Here is a 16,965-nt window from a genome sequence, read left to right on the forward strand (position 1 = left end):
CCTTGCCATGCCCGTGGTAAGGGAGTTTCTTTTTCTGGGGGAAAATCCTTGCTTGTTTCCCACCTTAGAAACTGCCAGGACAGTATCCTGACAGTTAATGAGCTGTTGACTGATATCAACTAAACAGTCTATTTAACCATATGAAGAAGGTTCTATTTGGGTTTATTCATGTGCTTAATTGGGTTTGATAATGTATTGGTTGCCACTTTGTTCCCATTTGGTATTGGTTACCATGGCAAGTTTGTCCAGGAAAATTTCAATTTCCTGGTTGCTGTCCAATCTCCCTCTGAATCGTACGTCCGCTACCTGCTTATCAATAAATATCTGTACTCCATATTGACGAATGAGGTCATGGCTGATTTCCGAAAGTAAGGCACCCTCATACTGAAATATACCTTTCCTCCGGTCGAGAAATTTTTGTGCTTCGGGGTCCGGAAGTGTTTGTAAAGTTTGTGCCGCTTTTGAGTACACGCCTTTTTGATTGGGCGTTAAGGGAATTGTTTTCCCGCTATCCCCCACTTCCAATGCCACGGAACCTTCCAGCAGTGTCACGGTAATATTTTCTTCGTCCGGGAATGCGGTAATGTTAAAGGCCGTACCGAGTACCTTCGTCACAACATTATCGGAAAGAATAATAAAGGGATGCTCCTTATCTGATTTTACATCAAAAAAGGCTTCGCCTGTTAAATTTACAGAGCGATAATTTCCCTGGAATCTATCAGGATAGCTCAGGGTACTTCCGGGACTGAGCCAGACTTCCGTTCCATCCACAAGCAGGATATGTTTCCGCTCTCCTGGTGAGGTGTGTAGGGTTAAAGTATCGGCTGGATTAACAAATTCTGTCAATTCAGTTCTGAATAGGTAGCCAAGTGCTAAAATAAGTACTAGGGAAGCTGCCGCAGATATCCGGCCGTACATCCTTCGGGTGCCGGTTTTACCGGATACCTGCTTGGGGTGATGGGCAACTCTTTCATTGAGAAGAACTTGTTCGGATAATTGTTCATCCAGTTCTCCTTTTTCCAGGATATGGAAGAAAACGGCCAATTCTTCTTCAGTGGCTTTGTTTTCGATGTACCTTTTGACCAGCAGGTCTTTGTTGATTCGGTCTTTCATGTCCCAGGGATTCTATTGGAAGACAATTATGACTACCATACAGGGTACCCCTGAGACTGAAATTTTTTAAAAAAAAGGTGTTAAGTTTTAAACAGGCACTTTACTTTCACCTACTCTAATGAATTTCTGAAAATGATCAAATTCTATTCACTTGATTCAAAATTGATCCTGTCATATACGCCAGATCGTGCTGGTAACGAAAGATGGGCCATTGAACGCATTGAAGAAGGTGAAGATGTTTTGCTTAAACGCACTTTTAAATTCAAGCCTGAAGATGTTTATAGTAAATCTGACGAAGATGAATTCATCGAGGATGATCTTTTCAATGAGAATGAGGGTACGATTGAGTTCGTATTGGGAACAGTTGTCGAATATTCTTTGGGTGAAGATAGATGTAATTACTACGAAATTACAAAAGGGGTACTTGTTGAAGAATTTAGCATTTTCATTTCAACTGAATTGGAATTAGATGTTAAGTACTTCGTTGCGGATAACAATATCTCAGTATTCGATACCATATTTAAATTCTTATCCGAGGACCTGTATATAGGAGGGTTTCATCCCAATGCTTTGCCTTTGAAGGATTTTTTATTGCTCATCCGGAATTTCCCGAATACCTGGGAGAAGAAGTTGTACGCAAGGTCCAGGTTGACATCTATACTCCGGCAATATTTTGAGAATGTCGAAGACGCAACAAAAAAGTATGAGCGGTACCTGAATAAAAAGATTTCCGGGAAAGGTTCCGATCTCCAAAAAATGTTTAAAAAACAGGAACTCCAAAAGTATCAAACTATATTGGATAAGATAAAACAAATGCTGGCTTCGGAAAGGGGTTACTCAGAAAACCAGTGGCAAAAAGAAATTCTGCAGATTATCCTTTTGCTCTTCCCAAAGTATATTTTTTCATTTACTGAAGGACCGATCCGGACGGACGTGAATAGGAGGGTTGATTTCCTGCTTGTTGACGCAGGCGGAAATATTGATATTCTTGAGATCAAGAAACCTCATGATATTCCCATACTATCTAATAGAGAATACCGAAATAATTATATCCCGCAGAAGGAACTTTCCGGGACGATCATGCAGGTAGAAAAATATCTCTACCATTTAAACCGTTGGGCATACAAGGGGGAAAAGGAACTGACAGAAAAATATAAAAAAGAACTTCCGGTAGGGTTTTCTTTGAAAATCACTAATCCGGCAGGTATGATTATAATGGGAAGGGACAACGATCTCAATGTTGAACAAAAACTTGATTTCGAGGTCGTCAGGAGGAAATACAAAAACCTGATCGATATTCTTACCTATGATGACCTGATCAGGCGATTGGAATTCACCATAAACAGTCTTAGAAATGCATAGTTGGGGAATAAACTGCGACCACCCAGTAAATGGTCAAGGTAATTCCCAGGTCTCTTTCTAAAGTTTCACGCAGTATTTTCATCGACCTCACCATGTGTTTTTTGACCGCATCCCTGGTTATGTTCAATTCAGCAGCTACCTCATCGTAGGTTTTATATTCCTCTCTGCATTTTTTAAAGATTCGCCTCGTTTGTTCAGGCATGCGCTGAAAAGTTGCCTCAATGTATAAGAAGTAATCCTTTAAAGTTAAATCCTCATCGGGCCTCGTGTGGCTGACAGGATAGCTTCGGAGAATTTCGGATTTGGCAGCCTGGTCCACCGCGCATCTTTTCAGGAAATTAAATGCCTTATGACGGGCGCAGGTTACCAGCCATGCTTTGGGCGTGATAATAGGCCCGAGCTTGTTCCGCTCTTCCCATAATTGCAGAAATACCTCCTGGCTCAGATCTTCTGCAAGAGGTTCGGACTTGAGATAAGAAACCAATAGACGCTTGATAACCGGGCTGAATTCCAGGTAGAGTTCAGTAAAGGCGTCTTCATTTCCCTCAAGGATAAGGCGCCAAGTGTCGTTATCAGCCTGGCTTCCAGTCATTAGGGGAGTCAATTAAAACAAAATCAGCCTAAGCCGCAAATCAACTGGCGTAAATTATTTCGAAATCCAATGAACCGGTGGCACTCACACCTCCCGTTTCTGAATATTCCATGGTAATGTTTTTTCTCTTTTTTATGAGTTTACTTGCCCTTGCGGTAGTTATTGAGGTACTGCCGGTTTCTGTCAGCGTGATCGGTAACCTGAATTCCATTGCAGTAGCAGTATCACAAGCGGCTGACCCAATAAATTGGGCATCAATATTGTCAAGGTAAGTTTCCTGTGCATTGCTCAGGATAAAATTATCCTTGAGCCATGTTGGGAAATCAGCTCTTACCAAGGCTGCTTCATCGTTTAATTGGTTATCGGGCAAAGCATACAGGTCGGAAATTTTCTGTTGTACACCTGCGGAAGTGAAAGGTTCTTGCGTCATAGTACGGGTAGTTGGAGTTAGAATTGAAAATTCGTAAGTTAGTTGTACGATAATATCTGCCGATAGGTTAAACCGAAAGACATAACACCCTGAAAAGTGCGCGTCAATGGATTCCGAACGTGTTGTTACATATCAGTTCCCATCTAGAATTCTCCTTGTTCGGATGGCTGCCTCCCTTGTGGGTGCTCATTTCCTGGTTTCATTTGGAGAACAGTATCATATTTTTGAATTGCTACTGGACCCGGAATACTACACCTCTTTGGCTGGGAGTTTTTTAATTGCATTCATCCTGCTCAGCATTGTTCATTATATCAATGGGAAACTGGATGCCAACTATGATTGGTTGGAAAACCTCTACAGGCGTAGCTTATTACAATTCCTTTTTGGCCTGGTAATACCCTCCATCATCGCTTATTTGCTGGCGGCAGTCTATTTTGGCATTCACGGGATCTTTATCCTGGATACAGTTTATCTTCAGTATGATTTTCCTGTGGTGGTTATTTTACTAGGATTAGTCAATCTACTTTACATCATGCATTACATGTACCAGAGATCAAAAACATCTGGTAGGCTGGAAACCGTTGAGAAATCAGATTTTTTGGTTCATAAAGCGGGAAAGAATATTTTACTTCCCATTGGATCCATCGCCTACTTTTTCCACCATGAAGGAGACAACTATGTCAGAACCTTGGAAGGAGAGCAATTCCTGGTTGCCCAATCACTGGACCAGGTACAAAGCCTGTTACCGGCTAAGAAATTTTTTCGGGCAAACCGACAAGTAATTGTGAACCGGCATGCTTGTGAATATTTTGAACCCATAGAAAATGGCAAACTACAATTGATAGTGCAGCCCGGATACGCTGACAGGATTATCATCAGCCAAAAGCGGGCAAAAGGATTTAGGGAATGGGCGGAGGGTTAAAGTGTCGATCACCATTCTATTGAAGTCCATTCTCCGGGTTCTTGATAATAATCATTTTGAAGTCTGAATAGAGCGGTGCTTGGCTTGAGCACGTTAGTTGTTTCTTTCCATGATAATCTTTCCCCCCTGTCATTGCGGAGAATTTGGTTATAATAGTACAGAATAGAAATTAAAAGGCCACCAATAGAATTGAACGTATTCTTCAGGTTAGCAAGTTCAAAGTGTGTTACCCGTTGATGCTTGATTTTATTATTTGCTTGCCACCAATCCGGATTACTTTTACCACCCCAATTTTCCCACGGCATACTGCTCATGCCGAACCTATGGATGTGAATTGATTCTCCGATGAATTCTGGAATATGATTAATGATAACTTCTTTGTAGTCATTTATGGTTTCAGCTTTCCCCTTAGGGTTTACCAATTGACATATTTGTTTCAGCACTACGTCAGTTTCTTGGGTAGCTGACATCAGGAGTCTTGCCAATTCAATCGAGAATACTTGATTGTTTGATTCTGTAAATTCAATGTAACGACTAAGTGTTTCAAAGTCCTTTTCAATGGCTAAAAAGTAATTCCAGTGAATATTCGCTTGCTTGTAATGAATGCCCATAATCTTTAGTTTTCTTAATTTGATTTTTCACGAATCACGCGTATCGTATTGCTTTTTACACAAACTTTACAGACGATTTGGGGAACAACCGAATGACAGACTTATGTTTTTTACCATTTAATACCTTCATAGTCAAACTCCTCGTCACTTAATTCAAGGTCATCAATTTTACAATTCAATCTTTTGGCTTCTCCGGTTAGAAAAGAGAGGTACTCATTATACTCCTCAGTCAGATATACACTTCTCTGCATCAATTGCGGGAGTTTTCTGAAGGCGATTTTCCCTCCTCCAAGCTTGAAAAAATCCAGGTTGATACTTCTCATGAACTGGTACAGATATGGATTGCCAGCATAAATTCCGTCTGAAATATAACCGGCAAGTTTTTCTCCACCTGTTTGGTCAAAGCTCACCATGGCACGTTCAAGCCAAAACTCTAATTGAAGAATGGTGGATACATCAAATTTATTGGTTTCATAAATTCTCATATTGAACTTAATGGCGGTAAGCGAAAAGAGAAAATGAACCCAGGAAATCTGAACCCCAAAATAGGGAATAGACTCATGGAAGAAATGGCTATGGGTTCTGGTTAAACGACTTCCATCTTTTGCTTTTCTGATCTCATAGGAGAACCCACTAATTAATTGATCCCTGTTTTCCAGGCCTTTTATGTTCGCCTGGTTTTGATCGTTCCAAAATTTACCAATTACTTCGTATAAATTAAACAGGTCTTCATAAGTGCCCCATAACTCACAGCCTACGCCTCTTTTTGTCGGTATTATATAAATCATAACTCAAATTTGTGATCAAAAATAATTGAATTCAATTTAAGGGAGCCTTGATTGTCAAAACAGGTAGTTATAGGTTTAACCTTATCCATCAATTTCATAACGATGGCAAATAAGAATTTTGCCCATTCTCCCAGTACTTTTGTGCCTACATTAGCTTTGTTTTCCACCTAATAAATACCTGGTATGCTTTATCCGCGAAAGCTGGGTCAACACCAAATTCTTTCCCTACCCTCTTGATGTTTTTTGAGGCAAATTCTCCGGCAAATCCAACAACAGTTTGTTCTAGAAGGGGTTGGTTGTCAGTTAAAAAAACTTCGAAATGCTGCTTTTCTGCCTCATCCTTGAAAATGATAAAGGGTGCGGACATTCCTCTCGACTCCAGGGAAAGCTCACCCTTCGTCAAAAGATATAAAAACTGCCCATTCAAGGAATCCAATATGTAGTGATAGTACCATTGGTCTCCCATCTCTAAATCAAGGTAGCCGGTTTTTGGCACAGGAAGCATGATCCGCATTTCATCGCAATACATATACTCCAATTCCGCAATAGGTGTGGTATGGTACATGAATTTGGCTGTTCCCAGAAATGAGGATTCATTGGTGTAGAAGTAGCTATAGGGCTCATAAAACCTTTCCGGTTCGCTCAGGATGATGGAGTATTCAGGATATATCAGGTGGTAAAAATGATTACTATTGCCAATATCCATAGACCAGTTTCCAGGCTCCCTGAGCAAGGCCTTCAACCTGTCAAGCGAGTTAAGATCAATTCCGAACTTTTCCCGCCACATTTTCTCCACAATCCATAGGTCTGCGGAGGCGTTAAGCGGGGTATTAGTATCATTTATTCTGGTATAGATATGATGGGCTTTGACTGTTATTCCTCTGTCCTTGTAATCCTCAGTCAGTGTATAGGGCTTAAATGGCCGGTCAAGAATTATCAGTACATCTATTTCGCTGCCTTCAATTTTGAGTGTCTGTAGTTCAATCTCAGGCCGTATGCCTCCCGAAAAACTTTTGCTTCTAAGGAAATCAATGTAGTTGGATTGCTTTTTCCTGTTGGGCTGATTTTGGGCCAATCCTTTTACCAAGGTTCCTTCTTGACTTTCCTCTATACCGATGATAAGGTATTTGTCTCCTTTATGGAGCGAATTAGCCAGGCAAAGGATGTCATGGAGGAGGGAAGCATTATTGTCGTGCGGTTCAGATTTAAAGTCCCAGAAACTCCCTTCCCTGTTTTTGCTGATCAATTCCCTGATGATAAATTCAAGCTGTTGAGCCATGTTTTGTTTTTTTGGCAATTACTGCAGTCGAGTATAAAGCCTAACCCCAAACTTTTACCGTTTTAGCGTCGAAATACCGGACATAACACTTAAACTTATTTTCAATAGTTTTCAGGCGTTTCAAGTCTGAATCGGAATAAACTCCGATGTATATGCTATTCAACATATGCCATTTACCATCACCGTCTTTCTTTTTCTTTGCCGCTTTATTGATAGCGGCGATGATGTGTTCATCATAGAGGCCAAAACCAAAGCCAAAGCAAATCAGGGAGCCTTCAAGATTTGAGAGCGTGTCGTAGCAGAAAGACAGGTACCTGTTATGCCGGATATGACTTAGTTTTTCTTCTCCGTTCCCGGCCGTTACAAAGATTGGGTATTCCTTTCTTGCCATTCTGGCTTTGACATTTTCCAATAAAACATGTTCATTGCTGTATTCCTCTTTAACGATATCTATCCCGGCATCGAAAATATGGAGTGCTCCGTGAACGTAAAAAATTGATTGTGTATCCTTGTTTTTGCCCCACCGGAGTTCAGACCACATTCTGTCTTCAGGAGCTATGAATTCGCCTGTCTCGTCGGTTTCTCTTCCAAAACCGTCTCCAATCCGATCAAACTGGTTTCTCATTAAAACCCAATAGAGCAGCAAATCATAATTGGTAGTAAAAATATTGCCCTCTTGAGAAAGATACTCATTAAGAAAATCCGCGCAAGCCTGGCTTTTCTCTTCTGAAATGGAAAAGACATGTTCAGGATGGAGCTCTTTGATGGCTTCAATCAAGCTTTCTTTTAATGTTGTGGTAGCCTGGTGAATCTTGTCGACTACTCCTTTTTCGGCGCCAAAAACCTCGGCGATTTTAGCAACATTTTCGAGCTGCTCCATCAGCAACTCAAAATTACTTGTCTTAATTATCCCGAAAAGCTTTTGAAGAGTATCGTTCTCTAAATTCTCCAAAAACTTACTTAGGGCATTATACGAAAATATCCCGGAATCATAGGACATGCTAAAGCCGTTGCCCAGCAATAAATGTTTCTTCCGTTTTTTTTTCCTGAGCGAGGTAATGACTTGCTCGTAGGTCAATAAGTCAGTGTCTCCCATTAAGCTTTATTTGAGTCAAAGAATTTCAATTTTTGCATGTCAAAATAGTTACACTATGCTTATTCATCTCTATAGTGTCTACTCCACTTAAGGATTGTTTTTTGAGCCTGTAAGCAGCCTGATTGTATGGTACCAGTAATAGAAAGAGGATTTGTCAGGCTGACGTTTAAGACGATTTAAGAAATTCCAATCCGGGTCTTCAATAGTCAGTTTACTTACATCCTGCCCGTTGTAATAATCAATTGGGGTCAGGTCACTAACCTTTAGTTTAGCAGCGAGGTAAGCAATCCTTGCCGATGCGGGAATGGCATCGTCAATACGGAATGTTCCTGACATTAAGAATCCTGTGCCAAAGGCCCGGATACCTCTTTGTAATTCAACAAATTTTTCCTGCTCCCCAGTTGAACCTGTTCCACGCTTTGCCAGGATCAGGCAGGTATCCAGAGTGTCTTGTAATACGTCTTCCGGAGTCAAGTCAAATTGTTCCTGGCCATTTTTTCGATAGGCTATTTCCTGTTCCGAAAAAGCTTTGAAACTTGCAGCCACCGTCTCCATGTTCCGGATTTGCTCAAATAATCTACTCAAGTCAAAGAGCTGTTTGCATATTTCCATGGAAAATGGCTGGCGGTCCCTGCCTTTAAAATAGGGAATGCCAATTGTATTTGGCGCAAAAGCAGTGAGTTTATCGCCTGTTATAGAGTCAACCGATGGCAGTGCGACAGAATGTTCATCTTCTACTTCTATCCATTTTGTGTTTATAGGTTTTTCAATAAGTTCCGGATAGAGTTGTTTTTCAAAGAGGATGTCTAATAGAATTGTGCCTGAACCCTGTTGATTAGTTTCAAATGAAAATTTATAATGTGCTTTGGGTACACCGGGTAAGTAACTTCGGTGTGTATCTATTTCAAAGCCGGTAAACCTGGATACCTCTACAATTTTTCCGAATATGGATTCCAATTCTTCCCTGCCTGCTGTGCAGATGATATCAATGTCAATAGAAAAACGATTGTCCTGTTCCAATAACAGGACCAGGCTGGTGCCTCCCTTAAAAACGAATTCAAGCCCATGGGCCCGAAGTTCCTCCAGCAGGTGGAGCGCATAAATCATTTTTTCAAGAATGATTTTGTCAATGCGGCTGTGATTTTTTTGCTTCCGAAAGGCCTCAAGCCATTCTTCTGTGAAACAGTGGTCCTTGATCATTCTATGATTTCATTTACAAGGTGAGACATGTGGTTAATCATAAACTGCTTTATTTCTGGTTCTTTGTCCCTTCGCTTGGCATAACTGAAGAGTTTTGTGAAATTGATGGTGTAGTGGTTTATTGCATGCTCATAAATATGCGTTAGTTCAGCTCCCTGGAGATGGTAAAAGATTTTATCGTCAGCAAACAAGTCCACCAGGATTTTTTCAAGGAGGGGGGTGTAAAGTTTTACTTTTTCCTTTGTCCTGGTGGTAATAGGAGAGCGGCTGGTAAGCTTCTTTATGACAACCGGATAATTACTTTCAGCAATATAAAAGTCAATAGTATTGCTGTCAGGGTTTAAAAATATCTCCCGTTTTGAGGAGGTTTTCAACTCGAAATAGAGTGATTCCGTAAAGTCCTTCTCTATTTCAACCAGGATCATTCGTTTGCCTGATTGGTGTTGGGAAAATTCATTGAGCCATCCTGTTTCCCAAATACAATATCTAATCTCCTTAAACACATCGTTGATTCGATGTGCAATTTTTAATAGATCACGGGAAAGTTCAGGTTTATAAGGAGGCTTATATGAAATTACATACAATCCTCTTTTAAGTGGCTTGATAATGTTTTTGTTTTTCAGGTCATAGATTCGCCAACCTAGTGTTCCTTCCTTCAGGTCAGGTTCGAATGAGCGGTAGAAATCGAAAAGTTCCTCGCGGCTGAAGGACTCTTTGTTCTTAAACTCTTCTATAAGCTTATTCTCTATGATTTTAGGCATTTTATCCAATTTTTACCAAAGTTAAGAAAATGTGGTGAATATTAGAAATCAAATAAATGCCAGTAATCTCAAAAACTGGTAAATATTGGATTCTAAAAATTAATCTTGTTTGGGGTAGATGAGCTTAGGTGATTACGAGTAAAGTGTTGATAATAAATAATTTAACAAGTAATTGGGATGATTGTCAAGGCATTTTATATCGTAATTGAAAATCAAATGATAAAAACATGAAATCAGATTGGCCGTTCCTGTGGCCGGGCTTTTCACTTCAATCTCCTTCAGAGGATTTTCGTTTCAATCCCTAACGGGTTTAAGTAGCTGGTAAAAAGTATTATTCCTCATTTTAAATATTTACTTTTCCCAGCTTGAGAAGTAATTCTTCTCTTTAATTGATCTGATGATTGTAGTATCTCTTAACAAAATCCTGATTCTCATTCTTGAGATCAATGGATAGAGGTTGAAATCCTTCTGCTGGATAACCAAAGGTGGTATAGAGCGTATTTGTGCTATTGCGGACTAATCCGGGGAACAATGACTCGGCTTCATTAGGGAAAAGGCGGAAATAGAGCTCCTGACACCTGTCATTACTTTGGTTTGAAAAATAGAGTGTTACGGGCTCCTTTGGCCAGTCGAATGTGAGTACATTAAAGAATAGTTCCTGTTCCATGAGCTAGCTTTCTAATTCATTTGAGTGATTATACCAAAAGTGAAATTGTCACTCGCTTCTCTTTTAAGCCTGGATTCAAGCTCAGCCTTTAGCATCAGAGGTGATTCAACTTGATTGAGTAGGTTTTCAAGTTGTAAACTCTCAAAAAGATCATGCACACCATCCGAGCAGACAAATAGTAAGTCTGTGCTGTCATGAAAAGAGTTAGAATCGATCTCTGCCTGAGAGGTTTTTATATCACCTTGTATGGAGCGAGTAACTACATGCTTATACTTTGACAGCTGGGATGGTTCTGTAATTGATCCATTCTCAATCAGATCATTCACCAAGCCGTGAGGTATAGATTCAAAAAGTAATTTCTTGTTTCTGAAATGAAATATTTTAACATCACCAACCCAAAAATATGAAACAGAAGAACCCTTAAAAATGACACCACCTATAGTGGCTCCGATAGTTTCAGATGATACTGCTTTTTGCTGGCGAAGTGCCAGATTTGATTTATTTATTGCTTTTTGAATGTGAAAGGCATCAATAGTTCCGACAGTAGATAAATAGGTCTCAATATTCTCACCGACTATTTTAGCAGCAATTTCCCCACTTTCATAGCCACCCATACCATCAATCACAGCAAAAAGATATGATTCATCTATAGCAGTGAACTCAAGGATTAAATCTTGATTGATTTCTCGTTTACCTGTATGTGATGCTGCTATTGCTTTCATTTTTCACCTGTTGCTTGTATAGTTGCTCCGCCATGTTTTGTTACTCTTGGTCGAGTGAAGATCTTCAATGGTTTTGATGAAATTCCTTTATCTGTTGCTTTAGTTGCCCATAAGAATCCTTCACCTGGTGTGAGTGAACTCATATCTGCCGAAGATAGAGATGATAATTGAGTGACAGACTTTTGAATATGCTTTAACCATTGCGGACTGTTGAATTTATGAAGCAGCACAATGGAACTCAGCTCTATAATTTCATTCGGTAGGCTTGGAGGGTCTTGACTGGCAATCATAATGCTCACTCCCTTGTGTCGCATTTCTCTAATAGCTGTTACGATGTTACCTGTCAAATCTTTATTATCCATGTACTTGTGAGCCTCATCAAACACTATGAACTTATTGAAGTGAGCACCGTCAACCTTTTTTACCGCAGAGAAGATATTCAACATGATTACAAACAGCCCTAGGGCTTCATCTTTTACAATGAACTCATCACGCAGATCTACAATGATTAACCTACCGGGCTTCAGGGCGTCACGCAGAGTGAATTTGTCATCAATGTATTCACGGGCAAATCTCAACTTCTGTCTTGCCAACGCTTTTTGCGTGTTAGATAGTAATTCAGATTCTTCTACGCTTTGAGTGATGCCATCTAGTGACAAGTCTCTTCGTAATTCCTTCATAATAGCTTTTAATTGCTTCATGTAGGTTGAATCATTTCCTATAGCTCCAAGTAAGAACATCCAATCCTGTACGTTCAATTCTTTGGAATTGAATGCAATCGGATTTACCTCAATGGATGGATATTCTGAACGTCTTTCATCAATTTTATCCTTTGGAGTAAGAATAATTACATCTTCAATTTTGTCCGGGTTTGCACCATATCTTTCTTTTAATTTACGGAGTTCAGCTTCTTTATCATTTGGCTGTTTCATGGATGTAAACTCCGGTTCGTAATCCATGCTCTCACTGTAATGAAAAATTACACCTGCCAGTGGAAAAGGGAGTTTGTTTATCTTACTGAATTGCTTCAATACCATTTCTGATATTGTGCCTATGGTATAACTTTTACCTCCTCCCTGGACTCCAAAAAGACTTATTGTGTTGGTTTCGCTTAAATCCATGGCGATCTTTTTACCATGGATACTTTCACCCAAAATACCGTACTGGTCGCTTTCTGAATTTTTACCAATTAGAATATCATAATCCGGAGGTGTAACATTGAATTGATCTTCCTCAAAAACAGAATCAGAAACTTCTGAATCAGCTGGATAATCTTTTGAATTAGCAGGATTATCCGGGGTGTTATCAGGAGAATCATCAATTGCTTCTTCGATTCCACCTTCTTCATCATTTGGCTTGTCATCCTGTGGAATTTTCGATGTTTCATCCTTTTGCTCTTTCGGTTCCCTGGATTTAAGTTTTTGTATGAATGGCCTAAGCTTGGTGTTAATTCCAACCGCTTCACCTAACTCACTATCCAGCTCCTGATCTTCAAGTCGTTTTGTGTTTAAATCCGAATCAGGGTCTAGAATTTGCTCGATTAGGTTGCCACCGAAAGTGAAAAAGGTAAGGTCATGATCAATTAATTCCTTGTGATGTTTCTTGTCTGCGGAGAAATTAAAAATGAGGCCTAGCTGCTTGAATGACAGCTTGAAACCAGTGTTTAGAGTCTGTAAAAATGCGTTATAGCTTGCATAGGCATTTTCATTCAGATATTCGTATCGGTAAGCTCTTTCTATGTAAAAGCTCAGTAAGGACTTTAATTCTTTATTTTTAATTTCTCGATCTAAGCGGTCAAATGACAAATGATATTCTGGATCAAAGTGTAAGCGTAAAGCCAGAATAGTGTTTTCAATCTGTTCACGCATTTTCGTTTTCAGATCATCAGTTTCAGCAGCTCCAATGCTTTTTCTGCATTTGATCTCTATGATTGTGAAGTGAATTTCTCTGCTGTCAGGGTTAATTGACACAAGGAGGTTGTCTGCCCGGCTCTTGCTTTCGGTAGGAAGATTTTCAAAGAGGTTATGATGAAGGTCAATTGGAATAAGGAAAGATTCTTCGAGCAGCCCTTTTTTCTCCAAAACTCTTTTTGTGAAGGCTGAACCAATTACTTCAAAGGCTTTATTCTTTGAAGAATTAAGCTGAAGAACCAGAGAGCTTGAAACAGCTCTTAAATCTTCGAGTAAAATCTTTACTTTCTTTTCATCTTTTGGATTATGAATATCAATATTAAACTCTTCAAAATGTGGACCTAATAACCCGAGAATTTCGGACGTAGGTCTGGTGGTTAGGTAAGATGAAATTCCAGTAACTTCTTCGCCAGGCACATAATCAAGCAGGAATGGTATCTTACCATCTTTAGACGGTTGATCAAATATTTGAGGGCCAAGGTTCTTGTCAAATGTGATTACCCAATCTGAATAATCATGTAAATGAGTGAGCAGAACCTTATCCTTGTCATTAAGTCGTAATTGAGTGGAAGGTATAGACTCAGTGAATTTTGAAGCTAGTGCCCCTGCAATAAAAGTTTGAAGGTGATCAAACAAATTCACCCCAATCGTGCCAGATCCTGAGTAATCAGGTTGTATTTGGTTGCCTTCTATATACCTATTCCATTTGATTTCATTGCCTGAGTCATTGACCGCAATCGTAGGTGAAACTAATAATCCATTTAAGTAGAAGTTTCTATCCTGTCTGTAAGGTTTAATCAGTTCAACTGTAATTGGGAAAGGGCTAATCAGGAAGCTTAAATGAGCTGAAAACCGTGCTGGCGATTTGAGGTAATCTGAGATGCTATTGATAGAGAACCTCATTTTGGGGAATAACCTATTAGCAGAAGGTTGTGAAAATGCTTCGGCTTCTTCCGAAATGTTAGATTCAGGATTGATTAAGGTTCTAAGTGCTTCACCGTGCTCAATAATCTTATCATCACCTTTGAATATTCTTACCTCATATTTGATGTTTTGAAAGCTGATTTCTTTCTCCAACTCAACCAATGAATCTGCAAATACGCCTGCATCACCTGCATTGAAAAGGTTTATAATTAGCTTATCTGTATAAGGATGCTGAAGCAGATAGTTTTTGATATGCCTGACAACTAAATTTTGACTTACCTCTGTTTCAACATAGTTTTCCTTAGTGATATTGAAGAGTTGACTGAAATAATGCTTCATCTGTCTTGAGACAGAAGTCATTCCGTTTTTAGATTCCTCAGTAAGTACATTTAAATAAAGCCCCCAACCGTAAGCAAGTTCACCAGAATAATGGAATGCTTTAAATGTGCCTGGCTCTACCAATACTAATGGATTGTTTTCAGGTGTCAAATGACCTTCAAAGAGATTGGATAGTCCTTTGAACCATTCGTCTTTGTAGCCAGCATAGTCATGTGTCTTTTTTTCCCAGTCGGTAAATACGTCCACTAACTGAACCCACCAAGCTAAACGTAGTGGATGTAAAGGAGATAGTAAAAATGCCTCAGCTGGTTTACCATCAGGGAGTTTAGTTTTAACTTTTACCAAGTCCAACATTTGAACCTCAACCAGTAAATCCTGAATATTGGACTTTTCATTATCATCACTCTCTTCCTCTAATATTTGCTTCTGAAGGTAAGCTGTCCAGTCGCTGATTTTTTCAATGTAAGAGCGAATGGAGTCAGTGAAATTGAAAATATCCGCTGTTTCAAGCAGCCCGTTTTTAGTGTCATTGGAATGTTGAATCTTTTTAAAGATTTCTGACCGAAGGGAGAGAATCTCTTTTGGTACAATAGAGGATACCTCACTTATTGAAAAGCTTATTTTTTCAAAACCTAACGCTGATGAGTTGTTTCTTAAGGATGTCTTTACATACCCGAAATGATCTGCATTTTTTAACAGCGTATCTTCAATGATCCTCAGCTTTGAGGATAAATTCACCTGGTAATTATGCCTATCGGAATAATTGATATGAAATGTTGAGGTGTGTTTACCGTGATCGGTAATCCATATATTGGATGTTTCAGAAGCAACTGGGATCTCTGGCTCCATGCCTGATTTCAATTTCTCAATACGGAACTTAAAAAATGCCTGTAAGACATTGTTCAATTTGTCTTTCCGCTGATTCTCTTCACGCTCAGGGTTCTCTTCAACTACATAATCAAAGTCGTCAGTATCACAGGCAAGCTTATAGTCAAATGTGCTTTTTAAGATGCTGCTATCGTTGGCTTTTGCTTCTTCCCATGCAGATTGAATCCTTGGCTCTTTGAAGTCATCATTGTTGTTGAGAATATTGCCATGTTCATCTTCTGCCCAAACCTTAAAGAAGTAAGAACCTTCTTCCATCACGTTTGGATTAAGATCAACAGTAACATCCCGGTAGGGTCGATTCGATGCAGAGTTTTTTACTTTTCGAAGTATTTGTATTTCCTCACCTGAACCGCCATTTACGGCCATCAAAATGATTTTGAAATAGGCAAGACCAGGAATATCCTTAGGGTTTTGACTCATAGAAAACCTTACCTTAACCTTGGAAGTAGAATTTTCTCTGGCTTTAAGAACCTGTTTTCCTTCCTCCACAGAGAAGTCTGAGGATTTGATCTCTTCTGCAAATAGTTTGATATGAGAAAAATCCAGATCGGGAATTTGCCAATTTGCAAAGTTCAGATTGGAGTATGTACTGTGTATGAGATAGCATATCTCAGAGGCACTTCTGGCATTATTTTCAGCCTTTATGAAATCTACTAATTCCTTCTGAAGGGAGTTTGGTTCCAAAGGGAGTTCTGCTATCCGGTCGTACAATGGTTTGTAAAATGAACTAAGCAGTTCAATGCTCTCTGAATTGAAATTCAGTCTTGACCTAATCTTATCGTTATTATCAAGCAAAGCTGAATCTGGTATCAAATCTAACAGGTAAAGCTGATTGCCAATAGACTCCTTAGAGAATCCTTGTTTTTCAAGTGAGAGAAGATAATCGATCACATTGGCTGTATCGATTTGATTGAGGTTTAGATATCCAAGGATTTCATTTTTCAGCGTTGCTCCATATTCAGCAGGTATATCATTAATTAACCTGTCTTTTAACCTCTGTTCAATCCCTTCTAAAGAGATTTCTTTGAAAGTGGCATTGCCATAAGAGTCTTCAGCAGATGTTCTACTATTGGATGGAATCAGGACTAAGAGCGGAGCGTCTTGTTTGTTTCTTAATTCTATAAGCTTGGTTGCGGTAATGAACCTTTCATCAGAGGCGGAGTTATCACTTACTATATAAGTGTTAATGTTGCTGTATTTCTCCTGAATAAGTTCCCAAAGAAATTCAAGTTCAGTAAGGCCCAATCCGGTGATCTTCATGCAATGGCCTGGTATGGCTTGGCTCAGATCGTCATGATACAATTCCAGTATCAGGTCAATGATTCGTTGATAATATGTATTTATTTGAGTATTCATCCGCA

Annotated in this window: 14 protein-coding genes; 2 read left to right on the plus strand and 12 right to left on the minus strand. The window is 39.4% G+C overall.

Features of this window, described 5'->3' with window-relative positions; all coding sequences use genetic code 11:
• Nucleotides 1-174 precede the first annotated feature (174 nt).
• Nucleotides 175-1,113, minus strand: a complete 939-nt coding sequence (locus tag ID165_RS23800; RefSeq protein ID WP_144603962.1) for a FecR family protein — start codon at nucleotides 1,111-1,113, stop codon at nucleotides 175-177.
• Between the two features lie 132 nt (nucleotides 1,114-1,245).
• On the opposite strand from ID165_RS23800, the gene ID165_RS23805 reads away from it, so the two are divergent.
• Nucleotides 1,246-2,475, plus strand: coding sequence for a Shedu immune nuclease family protein (locus ID165_RS23805; protein ID WP_144603961.1), 1,230 nt, complete (start codon nucleotides 1,246-1,248; stop codon nucleotides 2,473-2,475).
• On the opposite strand, the gene ID165_RS23810 is transcribed toward ID165_RS23805, so the two are convergent.
• On the minus strand, nucleotides 2,462-3,067 hold the full coding sequence (locus tag ID165_RS23810; protein ID WP_144603960.1) for an RNA polymerase sigma-70 factor: 606 nt from the start codon (nucleotides 3,065-3,067) through the stop codon (nucleotides 2,462-2,464). The two genes, ID165_RS23805 and ID165_RS23810, sit on opposite strands and share 14 nt — an antisense overlap.
• Before the next feature lie 40 nt (nucleotides 3,068-3,107).
• On the minus strand, nucleotides 3,108-3,497 hold the full coding sequence (locus ID165_RS23815) for a hypothetical protein (protein WP_144603959.1): 390 nt from the start codon (nucleotides 3,495-3,497) through the stop codon (nucleotides 3,108-3,110).
• A gap of 106 nt (nucleotides 3,498-3,603) precedes the next feature.
• On the opposite strand from ID165_RS23815, the gene ID165_RS23820 reads away from it, so the two are divergent.
• Nucleotides 3,604-4,419, plus strand: a complete 816-nt coding sequence (locus tag ID165_RS23820) for a LytTR family DNA-binding domain-containing protein (protein ID WP_144603958.1) — start codon at nucleotides 3,604-3,606, stop codon at nucleotides 4,417-4,419.
• 8 nt (nucleotides 4,420-4,427) lie between these two features.
• On the opposite strand, the gene ID165_RS23825 is transcribed toward ID165_RS23820, so the two are convergent.
• The 9 genes from ID165_RS23825 to ID165_RS23865 all read right to left on the minus strand — a co-directional run bounded on the left by ID165_RS23825 (nucleotide 4,428) and on the right by ID165_RS23865 (nucleotide 16,960).
• Complete coding sequence (locus ID165_RS23825; RefSeq protein ID WP_144603957.1) at nucleotides 4,428-5,030, minus strand: hypothetical protein; 603 nt, start codon at nucleotides 5,028-5,030, stop codon at nucleotides 4,428-4,430.
• 110 nt (nucleotides 5,031-5,140) lie between these two features.
• Nucleotides 5,141-5,818 carry a hypothetical protein gene (locus ID165_RS23830; protein ID WP_144603956.1) on the minus strand — a complete coding sequence of 226 codons (678 nt, stop codon included), beginning with the start codon at nucleotides 5,816-5,818 and terminating at the stop codon, nucleotides 5,141-5,143.
• Nucleotides 5,819-5,963: 145 nt separating this feature from the next.
• On the minus strand, nucleotides 5,964-7,097 hold the full coding sequence (locus tag ID165_RS23835) for an ATP-binding protein (protein WP_144603955.1): 1,134 nt from the start codon (nucleotides 7,095-7,097) through the stop codon (nucleotides 5,964-5,966).
• A 40-nt stretch (nucleotides 7,098-7,137) separates the two neighbouring features.
• Nucleotides 7,138-8,193 carry a DUF4917 family protein gene (locus ID165_RS23840; RefSeq protein ID WP_144603954.1) on the minus strand — a complete coding sequence of 352 codons (1,056 nt, stop codon included), beginning with the start codon at nucleotides 8,191-8,193 and terminating at the stop codon, nucleotides 7,138-7,140.
• Between the two features lie 87 nt (nucleotides 8,194-8,280).
• Nucleotides 8,281-9,393, minus strand: a complete 1,113-nt coding sequence (locus ID165_RS23845) for a nucleotidyl transferase AbiEii/AbiGii toxin family protein (protein WP_144603953.1) — start codon at nucleotides 9,391-9,393, stop codon at nucleotides 8,281-8,283.
• On the minus strand, nucleotides 9,390-10,154 hold the full coding sequence (locus ID165_RS23850; protein ID WP_144603952.1) for a DUF6577 family protein: 765 nt from the start codon (nucleotides 10,152-10,154) through the stop codon (nucleotides 9,390-9,392). Before ID165_RS23850 ends, ID165_RS23845 begins: the two co-directional genes overlap by 4 nt.
• Nucleotides 10,155-10,539: 385 nt before the next feature.
• Nucleotides 10,540-10,821, minus strand: coding sequence for a hypothetical protein (locus ID165_RS23855; protein ID WP_192347895.1), 282 nt, complete (start codon nucleotides 10,819-10,821; stop codon nucleotides 10,540-10,542).
• A gap of 11 nt (nucleotides 10,822-10,832) precedes the next feature.
• Nucleotides 10,833-11,543 carry a PP2C family serine/threonine-protein phosphatase gene (locus ID165_RS23860; protein WP_192347896.1) on the minus strand — a complete coding sequence of 237 codons (711 nt, stop codon included), beginning with the start codon at nucleotides 11,541-11,543 and terminating at the stop codon, nucleotides 10,833-10,835.
• Nucleotides 11,540-16,960: an ATP-binding protein gene (locus tag ID165_RS23865; protein WP_225586887.1), complete on the minus strand. Its 5,421-nt coding sequence runs from the start codon at nucleotides 16,958-16,960 to the stop codon at nucleotides 11,540-11,542. Before ID165_RS23865 ends, ID165_RS23860 begins: the two co-directional genes overlap by 4 nt.
• Nucleotides 16,961-16,965: the final 5 nt, after the last annotated feature.

Origin of the sequence: Algoriphagus sp. Y33, assembly GCF_014838715.1 — a bacterium.
GTDB lineage: Bacteria > Bacteroidota > Bacteroidia > Cytophagales > Cyclobacteriaceae > Algoriphagus.